The sequence below is a fragment of the Fusibacter paucivorans genome, from assembly GCF_018390735.1.
Lineage (GTDB): Bacteria > Bacillota > Clostridia > Peptostreptococcales > Acidaminobacteraceae > Fusibacter > Fusibacter paucivorans.
Window position 1 is genome coordinate 53,116 of record NZ_JAHBCL010000019.1, and the last position, 17,479, is coordinate 70,594.

16 protein-coding genes and 1 other RNA gene are annotated in these 17,479 nt (G+C 41.6%); 2 read left to right on the plus strand and 15 right to left on the minus strand.

What is annotated here, in order from left to right; translation table 11 throughout:
* Window position 1 precedes the first annotated feature (1 nt).
* The 12 genes from ssrS to KHM83_RS11775 all read right to left on the minus strand — a co-directional run bounded on the left by ssrS (window position 2) and on the right by KHM83_RS11775 (window position 10,927).
* A non-coding RNA gene (ssrS, locus tag KHM83_RS11720) (6S RNA) lies at window positions 2-176 on the minus strand.
* 29 nt (window positions 177-205) lie between these two features.
* Window positions 206-1,120 (minus strand): RluA family pseudouridine synthase, encoded by a 915-nt coding sequence (locus KHM83_RS11725; RefSeq protein WP_213237211.1) that lies wholly within the window; start codon window positions 1,118-1,120, stop codon window positions 206-208.
* Between the two features lie 11 nt (window positions 1,121-1,131).
* Window positions 1,132-1,716, minus strand: coding sequence for a hypothetical protein (locus tag KHM83_RS11730; RefSeq protein ID WP_213237212.1), 585 nt, complete (start codon window positions 1,714-1,716; stop codon window positions 1,132-1,134).
* A gap of 10 nt (window positions 1,717-1,726) precedes the next feature.
* Complete coding sequence (locus KHM83_RS11735) at window positions 1,727-2,749, minus strand: threonine aldolase family protein (protein ID WP_213237213.1); 1,023 nt, start codon at window positions 2,747-2,749, stop codon at window positions 1,727-1,729.
* 205 nt (window positions 2,750-2,954) lie between these two features.
* Window positions 2,955-4,202 carry a DUF1015 domain-containing protein gene (locus KHM83_RS11740; RefSeq protein WP_213237214.1) on the minus strand — a complete coding sequence of 416 codons (1,248 nt, stop codon included), beginning with the start codon at window positions 4,200-4,202 and terminating at the stop codon, window positions 2,955-2,957.
* Window positions 4,203-4,262: 60 nt separating this feature from the next.
* On the minus strand, window positions 4,263-5,339 hold the full coding sequence (locus KHM83_RS11745; RefSeq protein ID WP_213237215.1) for a pyridoxal-phosphate-dependent aminotransferase family protein: 1,077 nt from the start codon (window positions 5,337-5,339) through the stop codon (window positions 4,263-4,265).
* 308 nt (window positions 5,340-5,647) lie between these two features.
* A complete protein-coding gene (locus KHM83_RS11750; protein ID WP_213237216.1) occupies window positions 5,648-6,487 on the minus strand; it encodes a DegV family protein in 840 nt (279 codons plus the stop codon).
* Window positions 6,488-6,624: 137 nt separating this feature from the next.
* Entirely contained in the window at window positions 6,625-7,242 is a 618-nt protein-coding gene (locus KHM83_RS11755; protein WP_213237217.1) for a cyclodeaminase/cyclohydrolase family protein, read from the minus strand.
* A gap of 18 nt (window positions 7,243-7,260) precedes the next feature.
* Window positions 7,261-8,532 (minus strand): imidazolonepropionase, encoded by a 1,272-nt coding sequence (gene hutI / locus KHM83_RS11760; protein WP_213237218.1) that lies wholly within the window; start codon window positions 8,530-8,532, stop codon window positions 7,261-7,263.
* 3 nt (window positions 8,533-8,535) lie between these two features.
* Entirely contained in the window at window positions 8,536-9,420 is an 885-nt protein-coding gene (gene ftcD, locus KHM83_RS11765; RefSeq protein ID WP_213237219.1) for a glutamate formimidoyltransferase, read from the minus strand.
* 180 nt (window positions 9,421-9,600) lie between these two features.
* Window positions 9,601-10,557, minus strand: a complete 957-nt coding sequence (locus KHM83_RS11770) for an NAD-dependent epimerase/dehydratase family protein (RefSeq protein ID WP_213237220.1) — start codon at window positions 10,555-10,557, stop codon at window positions 9,601-9,603.
* Between the two features lie 94 nt (window positions 10,558-10,651).
* Window positions 10,652-10,927 (minus strand): DUF1294 domain-containing protein, encoded by a 276-nt coding sequence (locus KHM83_RS11775; RefSeq protein WP_213237221.1) that lies wholly within the window; start codon window positions 10,925-10,927, stop codon window positions 10,652-10,654.
* Between the two features lie 176 nt (window positions 10,928-11,103).
* Here KHM83_RS11775 and KHM83_RS11780 point away from each other — a divergent pair, with 176 nt between their 5' ends.
* On the plus strand, window positions 11,104-11,805 hold the full coding sequence (locus tag KHM83_RS11780; RefSeq protein WP_213237222.1) for an MgtC/SapB family protein: 702 nt from the start codon (window positions 11,104-11,106) through the stop codon (window positions 11,803-11,805).
* A gap of 47 nt (window positions 11,806-11,852) precedes the next feature.
* On the opposite strand, the gene map is transcribed toward KHM83_RS11780, so the two are convergent.
* From map to asnS, 3 genes are all read right to left on the minus strand, one after another.
* Window positions 11,853-12,596: a type I methionyl aminopeptidase gene (gene map, locus KHM83_RS11785; RefSeq protein WP_213237223.1), complete on the minus strand. Its 744-nt coding sequence runs from the start codon at window positions 12,594-12,596 to the stop codon at window positions 11,853-11,855.
* Entirely contained in the window at window positions 12,577-14,541 is a 1,965-nt protein-coding gene (locus tag KHM83_RS11790) for a diguanylate cyclase domain-containing protein (protein WP_213237224.1), read from the minus strand. Before KHM83_RS11790 ends, map begins: the two co-directional genes overlap by 20 nt.
* 190 nt (window positions 14,542-14,731) lie before the next feature.
* Window positions 14,732-16,123: an asparagine--tRNA ligase gene (gene asnS / locus KHM83_RS11795; RefSeq protein WP_213237225.1), complete on the minus strand. Its 1,392-nt coding sequence runs from the start codon at window positions 16,121-16,123 to the stop codon at window positions 14,732-14,734.
* A 138-nt stretch (window positions 16,124-16,261) separates the two neighbouring features.
* On the opposite strand from asnS, the gene KHM83_RS11800 reads away from it, so the two are divergent.
* The gene (locus KHM83_RS11800) at window positions 16,262-17,440 is read left to right on the plus strand and encodes a GGDEF domain-containing protein (protein WP_213237226.1); all 1,179 of its coding nucleotides are present in this window, start codon (window positions 16,262-16,264) and stop codon (window positions 17,438-17,440) included.
* The last annotated feature ends 39 nt before the right edge of the window (window positions 17,441-17,479 follow it).

Sequence of the window (17,479 nt, forward strand, 5' to 3'; positions counted from 1 at the left end):
TTATTTGCCCAAGATGCCGTCGTCACCCAAATATCACACCACACCTCAACAGGTGGGTGGACTATCTGCTCTTTCTGACTTCTCCCTGTAGAAGCTTGCCATACGCAGCAGAACACGTTCTCCCTAACAAAATACAGTGGTTGAATTCACAATGACAACCAACATCTCAGACGTTACTTTATTATAACGCATTTTTTTATAAAGATCAAACATCCTGCAAGTCTAGTACTTTCAGAAGCCTCTTAAAATCGTCGGGCAATTCGGCTTTGACTACCGTCTTCTCAGGTTTTCTTGGAGAGCGAAAGCACATCTCCCTACAATGCAGCGCTTGTCGGTCTATAAAATCCGATGAACTGCCATAGAGGGTATCACCAATAATCGCATGACCTATAGATTGAAAATGAACGCGAATCTGATGGGTGCGCCCCGTTTCCAATGTAATATCTACAAGCGATGCTTTATCATTAGAAGCCAATACTTTATAATGTGTTATACTGGGAAATCCGCTTTCTGTAACACCTCTTCGCACATCGCCTTCTTCCAAGCGGTCAATCGGCGCGTTAATCGTCCCTTCACTTGGCAGTACACATCCCTCTACAACAGCAGTATAATGCTTCTCAACGGTATCATCCTGCATTTGTTCCGCAATAATTTGGTGCGCATAACCATTTTTTCCAACGAGCAATACACCTGAAGTATCACGGTCTAAACGATTAATAAAACGAATTTTAAAGTTCTGTCCTCTCTGATATTGCAAATGAGAGATCGCATTGGCCAATGTTCCATCCTGATGCCCTCTTGTTGGATGCACGACTAGAAACGGCGGTTTATTGACAACCATCACATCGGCATCTTCATACAGGACTTCTATTACAATCGGATTTGGCTCGAATGTATTCTCATCATGATCAAGCATAATCGTAAGTACGTCCCCACGACTGACTTTGGCATTAACGGAAATCTTATTGCCGTTTAATGCAATTTGTTTATGAACTTTACATCTTCGAATAAGTTTTCTGGATAAATTCATCTTTCGCGCCATGACGTCCAAGATCGTCATCCCCACCTCGTGCGCTTCTATTTCATAGGCGAGTTTTAGAGTTTCTTCATTGATGAACATGCAATGCCTTTCTAAAATTGGTAACGGAGCAATAGAACACCCTGTGTATCAATTTCTTTAATAATAATATAGTGTCTGAATTTCTGTTCGGCAATGTCGCGAATATCGCTGTCCGTCAATCCCGCTTTGAACTCAATGATATCAACATTGGCTTTTCGCCAGCCGCACCTAATTAGTTTTCCAATGGCATCTTTGGTAATCAGCTCCAGTGGTACAGATCCATAAACATTGCCATAAATAATTTCATGTGACTGCCAAAACTCATTATGCGCTTCTATCGCACCAGATTCCAATAGTTCTTCTGAACGCTCACGTGCAAAATATTCAATTTCATTGCCTTCATAGATATTATTGAAGTGCATGGGTTTATAAAGAAATTCAATGGTGTTAATGGTTTTATAGTCTGAGACCTTGGAGATGGGCTGAATAATAATTTCTTCATGCTCAACATAAGTCGACCAATAGTCCGTTTTTATTTGTGCAGCAATATTTTTAATCAGCCTCACATACATATCAACATCGTCCGTCTCGCGATCATGTACAGCGTATTCCAGCCTGTTAACAGCTTCTTTTAAGTCTTCAATTCTATAATTCATGGGACCTCCATTAAGACAGCAATGTTTTGAGTGTATCTATCAGCAAGTCGACGCCTTCCTCCGGCGTATCGTGATTGGCAACAAATCTAAAATGACCATCTGGTGTACCTGTTACAATTAATCCCTTTGCTGACAATGCTTCTGTAAACGCCTCAAGCGGCATTGGCAATGCTATTTTACAAAAGACAAAATTAATATCGCGCTGTGCCTGCTGCACCTCTATTTTCGGAATTTTCTCCAAACCTGCCGCTAGACGATTTGCCATTAAATGATCATCTGCAAGAGCTGGTATCATTTCTTCAATCGCTATCCGCCCTGCGGCAGCCAATATGCCGACTTGTCTTAAACCGCCGCCCATCATTTTTCTATTTTTTCTTGCACGTTCTATAAATGATCTATTACCGACGAGCATTGAGCCGATTGGTGCGCATAATCCCTTGCTCAAGCAAAACATAATTGAATCAGCGTAGGCGGCAATCGCCTTCGCTTCAACACCGAGTGCAAGAGCAGCATTAAATAGTCTCGCACCATCCAAATGAACTGGAATACCATTGTCTCCGGCAATTTTGTAGACCGCTGCCATGTGTTCCAAGGGAACCGCATTGCCGCCAGAATGTGCATTCTCAATACAAATCAGACCCGTTTCCGGAAAATGAATGTCATCACCTCTGATCAGTTTTTCAAGATGCCCCGGATAAAAGCAACCCTTTTCAGTCGGTGCTGAACGAAGCTGCACGCCGGCAATAACCGCCGCAGCACCAACCTCGTACCTCAAAATATGACAGGCATCTCCCAGTATCACTTCATCGCCGCGCTTCGTATGCGTCAGAATCGCCAGCTGGTTGCCGAATGTACCGCTCGGCACGAAAAGTGCCGCCTCTTTACCCAATAATGCGGCACACTTACTTTCTAATTCGTTCACGGTTGGATCGTCTCGATATACATCATCACCAACGACAGCTTCAAACATCGCTTTTCTCATATTTGGCGTTGGTTGTGTCACCGTGTCGCTTCTAAAATCAAATGTTCTCAAAATTTTTCTCCCCATTTTGCATTCATACTTATTTTATTATAGCATAGTTGCATTCATCCATTAAAGCAATATCCTCACCAAATACTTTCAATTAGACTAAAATCAATTTTTCACAGTTTAAAACCCGCAGATATAGCAATCAAACTGCTACTGCATCTGCGGGCAATATTGTATTCGGTGTTCTATTTAAAGGCTATAACCCTTGTTAAAACAAGCGATGAACAAATAGACCGCTTCTGAGTTTTGGTTCGAACCAAGTCGATTTAGGCGGCATGACAGCACCTGCATTCGCAATGTCAATGAGATCATCCATTGTCGTGGGATACATTGAAAAAGCAACTTTAAATCCCATTGTATCCACACGTTTTTCCAGTTCGTCGAGACCGCGAATGCCGCCAATAAAGTCAATGCGTTCATCAGTTCGCGGATCGTCAATGCCTAAAATGGGCTTCAATAAGTTATTTTGCAGTATCGAAACATCAAGGCGTTCGACTGGATCGTCAGCCGCATAAGTACCGGCTTTTGCACACAGTGTATACCACTTTCCAGATAAATACATCCCAAAAGTACTGCGCTTCATTGGCTTATATGGTCTCGTATCCGCCTTTACAAGTTCAAAATGCTGTGTTATCGCTTCTAAAAAAGCTTCATCACTGTAACCGTTTAAATCAGCTACAACACGATTATAGTCCATAATAAAGAGATCCTCATCGGGAAAAATTACAGACATAAAGAAATTATACGGTTCTTCACCTGAAAAGTTTGGATTTTCTGACCGTCTTTTAAGCCCTACTTTTACAGCAGAGGCAGAACGATGATGGCCGTCAGCAATATAGAGATAATCAATAGCCGCAAAGCGTTCTGTTATCAATTGTATGGTTTCATCTGCATCGACAATCCAAATGATGTGCATAATGCCATCCTCAGAAGTGAATTGAACATACGGCATATGAAATTTAATCCAATCATTGACGATGTGTTGAATGATCTCATCCTTACGATATGTCAAAAATATTGGAGCGGTGTTGGCCTCACATGTATCGAAATTTCGAATGCGGTCTTCTTCTTTAGCAGGTCTCGTAAATTCGTGTTTTTTAATACGATCCTGCAAATAATCATCGATGGCATTCCGAGCAACAATGCCAGTCTGAACACGTCCATTCATTATTTGTCGATAAATAAAATAAACGGGTTTATCCGTCTTAACCAACGTCCCCTCTTCTATGAATCGGTCGAGATTTTTCCTTGCCGTTTCATAAACAGCCGGCTCATATGCACCGACTGCTTCGGGTAAATCTATTTCAGATCGCACAATATGCAAAAATGATAGCGGATTGCCTGCTGCCATCGCTTTTGCTTCTTCTCTATTCATCACGTCATAAGGCAATGATGCAACGCTTTCTGCATATGACGCCTTAGGAATAATGCCCTCAAAAGGCTTAACAATTGCCAAAGTTACCTCCTCTTTATCATCTTATACAAGATGAATCCGCTACAGCGCTTACCAACTTGCTTACGCTTTCAATTTTAAAATCTCTTCGATCGCCGTCAATAATGCAGTAAGGGTTTCATGCTGTGTATCTGCCATATGTGCAATCCTAAACGTCTTATCTTTTAAGTCACCATAACCGTTAGAAATTTGAAATCCAACCTCGCCCAATGCTTTATTCAGCGCACTGACATCAATTTCTCTCGTGTTTTTTACAGTCGTCAGCGTATTGGACGTATATGCCTCATCAACAAACAGATCGAAGTACTTTTTCGCCCATTCCCTTACGGTTTTAGCCATTGCTAAATGCCGTGCATAACGGTTTTCGAGTCCTTCATTCAAAATATTGTCGAGCTGGTAATCCAGCGCAAACATATGCGCCAGTGACGGCGTCGATGGATATTGGTAATCTTTCTTTTGAATACACTGATAAAGTGCCAATAAGTCAAAGTACATTCCACGATGCGGTACCTTTTCGGCCGCTTTAAGCGCTTTTTCCGATATGGAACAAATCGCCATGCCGGCAGGAAGTCCCAAGCACTTTTGCGTAGAAGTAATACAAATATCCACGCCAAGCGCATCAACCTCTATCTTTGTCCCCCCCATTGAGCTGACTGTATCCAGACAAAAAATAACATCGGGATACTTACTGACGACAGCCGCAATGGATTCAACGGGGTTCATAATCCCTGTACTGGTTTCGTTATGTGTAACCGTAATTAAATCATACTTTCCTGTCTCAAGCGCTTCTTCTACCATTGCCGCCGTCGTAGGTTGCCCTAGCGGCGATGTATAGAGATCGGCCGGCACACCGTTGTTAACGGCCATATCATACCATCGCTTGCCAAAGGCGCCAACTGAAAAAACAGCTGCTTTCTTTGCCGTACAGGAACGTACCGCCCCTTCCATTAATCCGCTGCCGGAAGATGTCGACAAGAGAATTTCATTTTTTGTATACATTACTTGTCGCATTTTATCAGAAATCCGTCGCTGTAATGCAGAGGCATCCTTGGTACGATGACCAATCTGAGGGGTTGCCATTTTTAAAAGTACGTCCTCCCGAACATCGACGGGCCCGGGAATAAAAAGTTTTTTATGCATATCCATCACCTCAAATTTATAATTTTTCATGGCAATCTATTCATTGAGAAAATTGCATCTTTTAAATTTTGATCCTTTCTCCCAATATGCGTGGCCCTCATATAGCGGGCATTCGTCACATTGAGGTAATCAATCAATTATAGAATCTTTTGCAATTGCCTTAATTGTTACAAAACATTTAGATTTATCATAACATGAAGGCAAGAAACTGACAACTGTCCAATGATGATAAAAAAGCCGACGCACATTCGCTTAACAGCACATGCACATCGGCTCTATCTTCATTATATATGTCATCGTTTAATCAATTAAAACGCGACAATCACACCTTTCTTATCGGCGTACAGTGACGACAGTCCCGCACATTTAATATTGATAATCTCTTCAATATCTTTTATTTTAGAGAGCTCGTCCTTAATCTGCTGAGCTCTATCATAGTTGCCTACATGTGTAATAGCAACTATTTTCTTGCCGCTTTTTACAATTTCATCGTGAACCATATCAATGAGACGCTGGTAAGCCTTATTCGTATTTCTGACTTTTTCATAAAGCACAATTTCACCATTTTCATTTGCGCCCATAATCGGCATAATTCTCAGCGTAGAGGCAAGCAGCCCTTTCCATTTTGATATTCTGCCATTTTTAATAAGGTTTTCAAGCGATTCGGAAATAAAGTAAACTTGCATTTCCTTGATGTATTGTTCAACTTTTTCAACGAGCACTTCTGGTGCCAAATTCAAGTTTTTTAAATCATGAATTTTTTTTGTCACCAGTGTTTCACTGGCAGAAGCGCCTTTTGAATCAAAAACGTGAATAAATTTATCACCAACATGTTCATCTTCATAAAGTTTTTTAGCTAAGACCGCACTGTTGTATGTTCCACTGAGCTTTGAAGATATTGTCACCATGTAAACTTCTTCAGCCATTCCTTTAATGTGTTCTAAAAATTCATTGGGTGATGGGCACGCTGTTTTAGGCGTATCCTTAGACTGAACCATTTCTTCAACAAAAGCATCAACGTCCAGCGCGCTGTCATCAACGTACTCCTTGCCATCAATGTAAAGCTTAAAAGGTACAATATCAACGGGATATGTCTTTACAAATGCTTCGTCAATTTCACTGCTGCTGTCCGCTACCACTTTATACATTCAACCATCTCCTAAACAAAAGTATTGACTTCATTATACTTGAATGCATTAACGATTACAAATAAAACTGCCTAATTTATTCATTTGCCTACAAAATGATTTTATTCGCAATAAAAATCCAACACTTCTATCCCGCTCTAAAGAGATGATTTTGATAAAATTGCCTTTTCGCGTTCATCGGCGAGCACAGATAGCGTATTGACCTTTTCACGCATTTTAGTCACGTAACTTTCATCTTTGATTGACAGTAAATTAATCTTCACATTATAAAGTGCAGCATGGATTGCCGTTCTCGCGAGCATCGCTGCAACGAGCGCATCTGTTTGCGCATTTGAATTGCCATAGACAACCAGTGTTTCAATATCTTCAAAGAGTGAGGCCGCCAACTCTGCAATAGCATAGGGAGCATCTGCCGCATCAATGAGTGACGACTGTAAAACCGCTTGACGCTTCACTGCGTCCGCTTCAGTTTCTTTAGGCATTTTGAGTGCTTTCATAACGAGGTCGAAAGCAGCAGAATCTTTGTCAATAAGTGCTAAGAACTGATCTTTTTTAGGTGACATTGAAGCTAATATGCGTGTCATATCGCCTTCCATTTCAGCATACTTTTTCTTGCCGACCGTTAAATTTGCTACCATTGCCGACAGCGCTGCGGAAAGAGATCCCGTAAGCGCGGCAACACTGCCGCCACCCGGTACCGGTGCACCTGAAGCTGTTTCCTCAATAAATTGTTCTAGTGTAAGTTGTTTAAACATTTTAAAGCTCCTTCATCGTTAGCAGAAAGTTTCTCGGTTTATAATATTATTCGTATAGACAACACCTTTCTTGATGGTATGTGCCACGGTGTTAATCCCAACATGATAAGGAATATATTTGTAACTTGGAAAATCGTGCAGCAATAGGTCTGCTTGTTTCCCAACTTCTACAGAGCCTATGATCTCTGCTCTGTTCAGCGCTGCTGCAGCATTTAAGGTAAGCGCTGTAATCACTTCTTCAATGGTCATCTTCATTTGTAAAGTTGCCAGTGCAATGACCAGCGGCATTGAATAAGAAAAACAGCTGCCTGGATTAAAATCTGTTGCAAGTGCTACCATACAGCCGCCGTCAATAAGACGCCGTGCAGGCGCATACTGCTCTCTGAGTGTGAATGCTGTTGCCGGCAGCAGCGTCGCTACGACATTAGCCTTTATAAGTGATTGTATGCCCTCATCTGATACATGCAGCAAGTGATCTGCGCTAACAGCACCCATTTCAGCCGCAAGTTCTGCGCCGCCAAGGGGAACAATTTCATCGGCATGCAATTTGAGTTTAAAACCCAATGCCTTCGCTGCCTGTAAATGCATGCGTGAATCCTCAATATTGAAGACATGATCTTCACAAAATATATCAACGAACTCAGCCAGCGCTTCATCCTTTACAAGAGGCAATACCCGTTCATTTAAATAGTTGACGAAATCCGCTGCATGCTGATAGTCTTCCGGTATAGCATGCGCACCTAAAAAAGTCGATACGAGTGTTACTGGTGAGATTCGTTTTAATGCTTTTACCGCTTTCAGCTGTTTCATTTCTGTTTCCAGCGTCATGCCGTAACCGCTCTTTGCTTCAACAGTCGTCGTCCCCATCGCCAGCATCTTAGTCAATCTAGCCGCACCTGTAGCAATCAGATGGTCCAGCGTTGCCTCTTGTGTCATTTTCACCGTATTGGCAATACCGCCGCCTTTTTTCATAATTTCCATATAGGCGACACCTTTCAATCGCATATCAAACTCTTCTGGACGATAGCCGCCAAAAATTAAATGCGTATGCGAATCGACATACCCCGGTGTCATGGTCTTACCTTTGCCGGACAAGACGGGATGTCCTTTCTCTTTAAACGCGGCTAATGCTGCTGCCTCTTTGGTAATTGCCGCAATTTTTCCATCTTCTACAACAACGCTGTAGTGCTCGTATCTTCTCAGATTTTGCATATCACTACCACTAACGCCGCAATTGCCTTCCGGTGTCACAATTTCATCAATGTTCTCAATGATTAAATTTCCATTCATATTTTACTCCATAAATCGGGTTTCCAACACTTCAACTTCGTCTAATCCTAAATAGTAGGATGCCGTATCGACTAGTGCCGCCATTGGTACAAGTCCAATGATTTCACTGCCGACAATACTGACGCCATAGCGCTGGGCTTCTATTCTTATCAGTTCAAAAACACGGTACAGCGGCGTCTTAGTATAGTCAGTCATATTCATGGAGACTTGAACAATCTGGCGATCTTTTAGCTCGATCCCCAGTGCCTTACAATAGCGAAGGCCACCACTGATATGACGTACGGATTTCGCAATTTTATCTGCAATAGCAACATCGTTTGTATTGAGGTTTACATTAAAGGCAACCAACGGCATTCTTGCGCCAATCGCTACGATTCCAGCAGTTGGATGAATGGTGACGCCATAATCCGGCTGCCACTTCAAATCTTTTACCTTCTCACGCATGCCCTCAAATTGGCCTTTTCTAAGTGTCGCCAAATTTTCACGATGCGGTGCTGCGGCTGATTTTTCATAGAGAAAAGACGGCAGCTGATATTTTTCGTAGAGCGTATCTGCAAGACGTTTCGAAAGTTCAACACAGTCATCCATTGAAATAGCCTTGATGGGGACAAAAGGAATGACATCGACAGCTCCCATTCGCGGGTGTTGCCCCTCATGGCTATTGAGATCAATCAGGAGAATTGCCTTCCCAACTGCTTCAGTTAACGCAGACAGCATCGCCTCTGGTTCCCCAACAACGGTAACAACTAATCTGTTATGGTCTTCGTCATTACTGTAATCTAACAGTTTAATCCCTTTTTTGCCTCTAAAAGATGAGACAATCTCCTCTATTTTGACTAAATCCCTGCCTTCACTGAAATTTGGTATACATTCAATAATCTGCTTCATAAAGCCTCCTACATGTCATTATATTAGCATTATATGCAGATTTCGTCTATTTAACGTCCATTCTTGACTTTAAACAGTCAAGTCAAAAACCCGCTGTCAAAAAAAAACGGCGGGTACTTTCCATAAACCTATCTATCAACTGAGGAACCAAAGGCCCTATATTTTATGCAGTCCCTATCATTATGCAATCCCTAGCTTAAGTCGCAGCTGATGCAGCATGTCCTCTGTCATGGCTTCCAGATCGTAGGATGGTGCCCAGTGCCAGTCTTCTCTCGCAAAATGATCGTCAAGCTGATCCGGCCATGAGCGTGCAATGGCTTCTCGGATGGGATCAATATCATAAGATAATCTAAAATCAGGTAAATGCTTCTGAATAGAAGCCGCTAAATCATCAGGCGTAATGCTCATCGCTGTAATATTATAAGCATTGCGATGCCTTAGTTTCCCACCATCCGCTTCACACAGTGAAAGAATTGCACTTAACGCATCCGGCATATACATCATATCCATTTTTATATCAGAAGATAAATAACAGGTATAGGCGTTATGCTTCAAAGCCTCATAAAAGATCATGACAGCATAATCTGTCGTACCGCCCCCAGGCATTGCTTTATATGAGACAAGTCCCGGATATCGAACACCGCGTGTATCTACATTGAATTTTTTATGATAATAATCGCAGAGAAGCTCCCCGGCTACTTTTGAAACACCATAAATCGTTTCAGGCCGTTGTATGGTAACTTGCGGGGTTTGCATTTTAGGCGTTGATGGGCCAAATGCTGCTATGGAACTGGGTGTAAACACCATGGCACCGGTATCTTTAGCAACTTCAAGGCAGTTATATAAGCCATGCATATTGACTTCCCAGAGCAGTTCGGGATTTTTTTCGCCAACTGCTGATAAAAGCGCCGCTAAATTAATAATCGTATCAATCTGATGACTGTTGACGAGTTCATAGATCCGATTGCCGTCTCTTACATCCATTGAATAAAAAATACCGTCATTTTCAACGCTTTCATTAATGCCTGCTTTGACATTTGTCGCAATAACATTATCAACACCATAAGTTTTCCTACATAAAGCTGTGAGTTCTGTGCCAATTTGGCCGGATGCACCGGTGATTAAGATGCGTTTCATGAATCACACTCCTTTGTAACATTAGTCAACTTAAGTTTTGCATATTTGTTCGCCACTGTCAAACACTCTTGCATAAAAAGTTCTTAACTTATTGTCATGAGTTTAGTATTAAAAAATAATAGCCAATGATGAGCCAATGCACCAAGCCTGCAATTGGCATCATGAAACGAAAGCGTAACTTTGATAATTTATGTTTACAGACTACCATGCCTGATAGAATGCCAAACGCGCCACCTAACCATCCAAACGCCAGCAGCGATAATTCTGATACGCGCCACTTCCCTTTGACTGCCTTACGTTTATCCAGACACATGAGTAATAACGCGATTACATTCGCAAGACCAAAATAGCAAAAAAGCCAACTGTGCATTTGATAATCCCCTTCTTTTACGTTATAGTATTCATAATAACAGTATGCGCAATCGCTTTGTAATGGTCATAGAAGCATCCTAAAACCTTTCATTGATATTGATATTGTTATTTTTATTATTATTGCAATTTAGAAATTATTTTAATCATTTATTTCAGATTAATAAAGGAGCAGCTATGTCATCCTCAACCTTCTTGTCAGCCATTGAATCTACACCCTATCTAATGTCTACCATTAAAATCCTCGTTGCCGCTTTCATCGGTGGTATCATTGGACTTGAACGCGAAACTGTTAAAAGACCGGCAGGATTTCGAACCCATATTCTCGTCTGTGTCGCCGCAGCCATGATCATGGATATCAATATTCAACTGGCCAGTGAGTTTTCGTCAGTCGATCCAACGAGACTTGGTGCACAGGTTATCAGCGGCATGGGCTTTCTAGGTGCCGGCACGATTATTAAAGAAGGTGCCAGTGTTAAAGGCTTGACAACCGCTGCTGGGTTATGGGCTGTTGCCTGTCTCGGCCTCGCAGTTGGCAGCGGCTATATTTATATTGCGATTTGGGCAATGCTCATCATGCTGCTAACGCTTAAAACTTTTAGCAGTGTCGAAAAGCATTTGACACGCGGCAAGCGCATTGTCGAACTCAATGTCTACTCAGACCTTTCACCAGAGCGTATTGGAATCATAACGGTTGTTCTCGGCAGCTTTCACTGTAAGATCCTTCATTTAAATATTGACCCGCTTGAAGATGGGCGCAGCAATCGCATCAATGTAACTTATGAGTTAGCACATGGCGTTCAAAATCAAGACGTTCTTAAAAAGCTTCACAGTATGGAGGGAATCATTACCATTGAAAATGTAAAGGGTGATGTTTGATAGTCATCCAACACTGTGATGCATATCATAATGCTCATGATTCAGCATTACGTTAAAATAATCGGTCCTTCGGCACTTACCAAGACGGTGTGCTCGAATTGGGCCGTTCTATTTTTTGGAGAAGTATAAAGCTCCCAACCGTTGAATCGCTCATCAACCCACTCATCGCCAAGCGAAACAAACGTTTCAATTGCCAGAACATGTCCGACTTTTATCATTTGATTTTCTTTCTTTACAAGGTAATTAGAAATTTGATGCGGCCGATCGTGCAGTGCTTTGCCGATACCGTGTCCCGTTAAATTGCGAATAACGGTAAAACCATCGCTAACGGCGACTTTGTAAATCGCTTCACCTATATGATAAATGCGATTTCCCGGAACTGCCGCTGCAATCCCGGCTTCAAGCGCTGCTCTTGAGCACGCTAGCAGCGCAGTATGCCGCGGTGACGCAGGTGTACCGGCAATGCGCGTCGCGCCTGTATCAGCATAGTAGCCGTCCTTGACTGCGGAAACATCAATATTGACGATATCGCCCTCCTGAATAATGCGATCCTTCGGAATACCGTGTGCGACGACTTCATTTAAACTAATACAGGTGTAACCCGGAAATTCGTAATCGTGAATCGGAGCAGATTCAGCCCCATTGGCAGCCAACATATCTTTTGCAATCGCATCCAGTACTGCGATATTCGCTCCCGGCACTGCCTTTTCAATAAGTGTCTCTCTAATCTCTGCGACTATTTTTCCGATTGCCTCCAGTTTTACTTTTGCTTCATGATTGTTTGCGATCATTCTCTGCCTCATCTCTTATAACGGTTTCCTCAAAGCAAATCGTTTGGTTTTTACCGTGGCGCTTGCCATAATAAAGCGCTGTATCGGCATTGACTATATTTTGTTTAACATCAATGGTAAGGTCATAGTACTGCATGCCAATAGTGACATTAATAAAAATTGGTTCTGTGACGGCGCTGCATCTAAAAGGATTCGTACCAATGGCAACACGAAGTCGATCTGCGACGTCATAGCCTAGATCACGATCGACATTTTCAAGTACAATCAAAAACTCCTCCCCACCCCATCGGCCAATATGATCATATGGTCTCAAATGTCTTTCCATAACCTGAACGAGTTTAACCAGTATTTCATCTCCACATTCATGTCCATAGGTGTCATTAACCTGCTTAAAGAAATCAATATCACAAATCAGGACTGCAAAACCATTTCCGGTTCTTTCTGTTCGGTTAATATTTTGTTCAAGGACATTCATCATCCCTCGGCGATTAAGCGCCTGCGTCAAATTGTCAGTTCTCGTCATGCTTTCAAGCTGATATTGCAAATCCTTTTGTTCCGTCACATCAATCCCCAAAACGACAACTTTCATCATTTTACTGTCGTATTCGTCAAGGGGAACCATGGTATAGAGAATGTCTTTAAGTTTGCCGCTGTGATGGCGCATTTTGTATTCACCCTGGTAGACACCGTTTTGAATCGTTGTTTCAATTTGCATTTTGACAGCCGTCTCGGCTGTTTCACGATTTGGCCAACATGACATTTCATAGAATGCTTCATCAATTGCCTGCTCGCGTTTCATTTTCATAAAATTTAGACCAAAGCGATTAATGTCAACAATGATTCCCCGCTTGTCCAGAATCATAATCATTTGTGGCGACTGGTTAAAAAGCGTCTTAAATTGATGCTCACTCTTTAAGAGTTGGTTGTTAATGGTCGTCGCTCGATAATACAAATTGACTATGACCAAAGCGGCTAAGATGAAGAACATAATTGGATATAATTGCCGTAATACGTAAAACTGCATTTCTTCCCGATCGAGAATTGATGTCAAAAAAAGCGGCTGATCACCAACGCGAACTGTTTTCATCAAATAGCCTTCTGATACGATCTCATGCCCATCACTGCCGATGAGCGTTTTAAGCATTTCGGTGTTTAGCGTGAACGCATCTGACGAGAAGCTGTTGTAACTAATGGCGACAACTTCGCCGAAATCATTGAAAAGGGCATAATTTTCAAGCGTGTCACTCTGTATTTCTAAAGTTTCTGAGAGCTGATTCAACGTATAGTCGATACTGAGGGCTCCATAATATGTATCATCAACATAAACGGGAAGGCTAATGGTAATCATGCGTTCTCCCGTCACTTGATCGTTATAGAGCTTTGTCCACTTTTGAACACGGTCAGGATTTTCTTCCGGTGAAATAATGCGGAAGAAATCATATTCGAACGTTTCAGGTGTTACATGATAAGAATCATAGTCAACAAAAGGATAGATATTTAAAAAACGGTTTTTCGATGTATAATAGATCCATTTGATTTCCGGTGTACTTTCAATTACTTTCTTGAAAGCCGCATTCAGTTTAATCGCGGCATTAACTTCAACAGCAGTTTGCGTTGCCATACTCGCCCCTTCAAGCATGCCTGTCAGTGAGCTCTCTATAGGCATGGACGCGGGATTGATATAATAAGAGGTCCCCACGTTGACTGTATCCGGCATGCCTTTATCACCGCTTTCTTCAAGAAAACTGATCATTTGCAGCCGAATAATCTCAAGCTGCTCCAAGGGCTGAACTATTTTATTCTCCACAGCTTGCAGCGTGTAATCCACCTGAATATCAATTTTTTCAAGTCGATCATTATACGTCGACTTATATTGAATCATCGCAGAAATAATCATGACAAGTATTAAAATAATGTTAATGCTTATTTGCCGATTCTTAGGCATAAATCACCTCAAATGTTCTATAATGGTTTATTATTACCATATATATACACTTATTTTGAATCGAATATGCACCGACATAATCAAATACTTATTTTTATATGATTTTTATGTTCTAGCGACTGTTATTGTGTTTCTGATCAATTTGCCGATTGTTTCAAGAAAAAAAGCGCTTGCGCGCTTTTGTATCCGTTTAAAATTCTGCATTTTTGACGGTTCTAGGAAATGGAATGACATCGCGAATATTGGTGATACCCGTTAAGTACATAATCAATCGTTCAAATCCCAAACCGTAGCCAGCGTGTTTGGCTGTACCAAATTTTCGAAGTTCCAAATACCACCAGTAATCTTCCTCTGAAAGCCCAATCTCTTTAATCCTCTCCAAGAGTACATCCAGTCTTTCTTCACGCTGTGATCCGCCAACGAGTTCACCAACACCCGGTACGAGCATATCCATCGCTGCTACCGTATTGCCATCATCGTTCAAGCGCATATAGAACGATTTAATGGCTTTGGGATAGTTTATGACAAAAACGGGGCGCTTATAGATATACTCCGTTAAATAACGTTCATGTTCAGTCTGCAGATCAACGCCCCATGATACTGGGTATTCAAACGTTTGACCTGATGCCACAAGCGCATCGACAGCTTCCGTATACGTTATGCGTGCAAAATCGGCATTGACGAGCGCCTCTAAACGTTCTATGATCCCTTTATCAATGCGTTCATTAAAGAACTTCATTTCTTCCGGGCAGTGATCGAGGACATATTGAATAACGAATTTCACCATTGCTTCAGCAAGGTCCATATTATCATTTAAATCGGCAAATGCAATTTCCGGTTCAATCATCCAAAATTCTGCGGCATGACGCTTCGTATTTGAGTTCTCCGCCCTAAAAGTCGGACCGAATGTATAAATATCCTTAAAAGCAAGCGCAAACGTCTCACCCTCAAGCTGACCGCTAACGGTGAGGTTTGTTTCCTTACCGAAGAAATCCTCTGTAAAATCAGGTTTGCCATTTTCTAGTGTTGGTACCTCATTGACACCGAGCGTTGTGACCCTGAACATTTCACCAGCGCCTTCTGCATCACTGCCGGTAATAATTGGGGTATGAACATAGACGAATCCCTGTTCTTGAAAAAACCGATGAATCGCATAGGCCGCCACTGAGCGCACTCTAAAAACGGCTGAAAAAGTATTGCTTCTAGGCCGCAAGTGTGCAATCGTTCGAAGGTATTCCAAAGTATGTCGTTTTTTTTGAAGCGGATATTCCGATGTAGATGCACCTTCGAGTACAATGCTTTCCGCTAAAAGTTCAAAAGGCTGTTTCGCTTCAGGTGTCAATACCAATTTACCGGTAACATGTATTGCAGATGCAATAGCGAATTTTGAGACTGTTTCAAAATTCGATAATGTATCATTAAAAACAACTTGCAAATTTTTAAAATAAGTACCATCATTCAGTTCAATAAATCCGAAATTCTTGCTGCTTCGACTCGTTCTGATCCACCCAGATACCTTAATAGTCTCTTCTACAAGCGTAGGATTGTCTTGATATAACGCTCTGATTAAGGTTTGCTTCATGTTGCCTCCTCATTAGGTTTTCTATAGGATACCCATATAGATTATAACGCACCCCAAAATTCAAGTCAAAATATTAGATTGATAAATCAGGCATTTTCTTATAGTATATTGAGTAGAAATAATCAATCTGGGGGCAATATGGAGATAAAAGCTATTTTAATTCTTTCTGCAATGCTTTTCGGCATATCGTTTTTTATGCATACTTTCATCATACCAAATGATCAATCCTATAATCGCCTTGATTTCATGCCTGCACTGGCATTGCTCTACGTGCTGACACAGACACTGCTCATTAGTTCCGTCAATGCATTCAGACTAATGATTGCGGTTCTCTACCTCGGTTACGCGATCATGCGCCTACTGACCTTAAAAGGCGTTAATCTCTCAGCTGTAGCAACAGGTCTCATACAGACTGCCGTTTTCTTTGGCAGTATCCAAATCGCATCCAAACTGCCAATCTTTTGGCTGAATACAATCAATATTTTGCTTGGAGCTGCTTTTCTCGTACTTTCTATCCTGCAATTGCGGCAGTCCGACAAAAAAATCGACCGTGATCTCTCTGAAATTAATGTCATCGGCTTCATTGCATTACTTATTTTGTCTCTTTCCAGCGGTTACTATATGCTGAATGTCGGCACTGGCGTCTTTTGCCTTCACCAGTTGGCAGAACTCGTCATCTACACTAAGCACGACAGAATTCTAAGAACATCTGTTTCAACGCGTTTAAAAGAACTTGAAAATCGTTTTGAAAGAACGGTTGAATTCGAAGCCAAAAAAAGAACGTCTGTCATGGCAGATAAAATCGAGCACATCCGTGAAAAATCTCAAAAAGATCCAATGACAAAAGCGCTTAATCGCCATGGTCTCACCAGCGAGATCAATAATCTAATCCGTGATCCCGCGATTAAAATATTTTCAATTGCCATTTTTGACATTGATCACTTTAAAAGTATTAATGACACAAAAGGGCATATTGTCGGTGATGAATGTCTAAAATTTTTATCTTATACGTTTATGATCAGCAATCGCAAAACTGATATGCTCGGGCGCTATGGCGGCGATGAATTCATTTTAATTATGCCGCATGTCAATGCCCCGGCTGCTCTTGAAATATGTGAGCGCATGCGAGGCCTCATTCAAAGTAAATCTGTACCGAAATTTACAATATCGTTGGGAATTGCCACCTATCCTTATGACGGCCGTGCTTTTACCTCTCTCCTCGAGGTAGCTGACAAAGGCCTCTATAAAGCAAAAGAAGGCGGTAGGAACCGCGTCGCGTACGACGGCAACGTTTTTATCAAAAATGAAACAAAGTAAGCACTATAAATAATATTCACTTTTCCTAAATCGCCATAG

Bases quoted from the DNA above. Each gene is read 5' to 3' on its own strand.
- KHM83_RS11800 (WP_213237226.1), top strand. From the start codon at position 16,262: ATGGAGATAAAAGCTATTTTAATTCTTTCTGCAATGCTTTTCGGCATA.
- KHM83_RS11770 (WP_213237220.1), bottom strand. From the start codon at position 10,557: ATGAAACGCATCTTAATCACCGGTGCATCCGGCCAAATTGGCACAGAA.
- map (WP_213237223.1), bottom strand. From the start codon at position 12,596: ATGATCGCAAACAATCATGAAGCAAAAGTAAAACTGGAGGCAATCGGA.
- ftcD (WP_213237219.1), bottom strand. From the start codon at position 9,420: ATGAAGCAGATTATTGAATGTATACCAAATTTCAGTGAAGGCAGGGAT.
- hutI (WP_213237218.1), bottom strand. From the start codon at position 8,532: ATGAATGGAAATTTAATCATTGAGAACATTGATGAAATTGTGACACCG.
- KHM83_RS11750 (WP_213237216.1), bottom strand. From the start codon at position 6,487: ATGTATAAAGTGGTAGCGGACAGCAGCAGTGAAATTGACGAAGCATTT.
- KHM83_RS11780 (WP_213237222.1), top strand. From the start codon at position 11,104: ATGTCATCCTCAACCTTCTTGTCAGCCATTGAATCTACACCCTATCTA.
- asnS (WP_213237225.1), bottom strand. From the start codon at position 16,123: ATGAAGCAAACCTTAATCAGAGCGTTATATCAAGACAATCCTACGCTT.
- KHM83_RS11745 (WP_213237215.1), bottom strand. From the start codon at position 5,339: ATGCATAAAAAACTTTTTATTCCCGGGCCCGTCGATGTTCGGGAGGAC.
- KHM83_RS11755 (WP_213237217.1), bottom strand. From the start codon at position 7,242: ATGTTTAAACAACTTACACTAGAACAATTTATTGAGGAAACAGCTTCA.
- KHM83_RS11730 (WP_213237212.1), bottom strand. From the start codon at position 1,716: ATGAATTATAGAATTGAAGACTTAAAAGAAGCTGTTAACAGGCTGGAA.
- KHM83_RS11725 (WP_213237211.1), bottom strand. From the start codon at position 1,120: ATGTTCATCAATGAAGAAACTCTAAAACTCGCCTATGAAATAGAAGCG.
- KHM83_RS11790 (WP_213237224.1), bottom strand. From the start codon at position 14,541: ATGCCTAAGAATCGGCAAATAAGCATTAACATTATTTTAATACTTGTC.
- KHM83_RS11775 (WP_213237221.1), bottom strand. From the start codon at position 10,927: ATGCACAGTTGGCTTTTTTGCTATTTTGGTCTTGCGAATGTAATCGCG.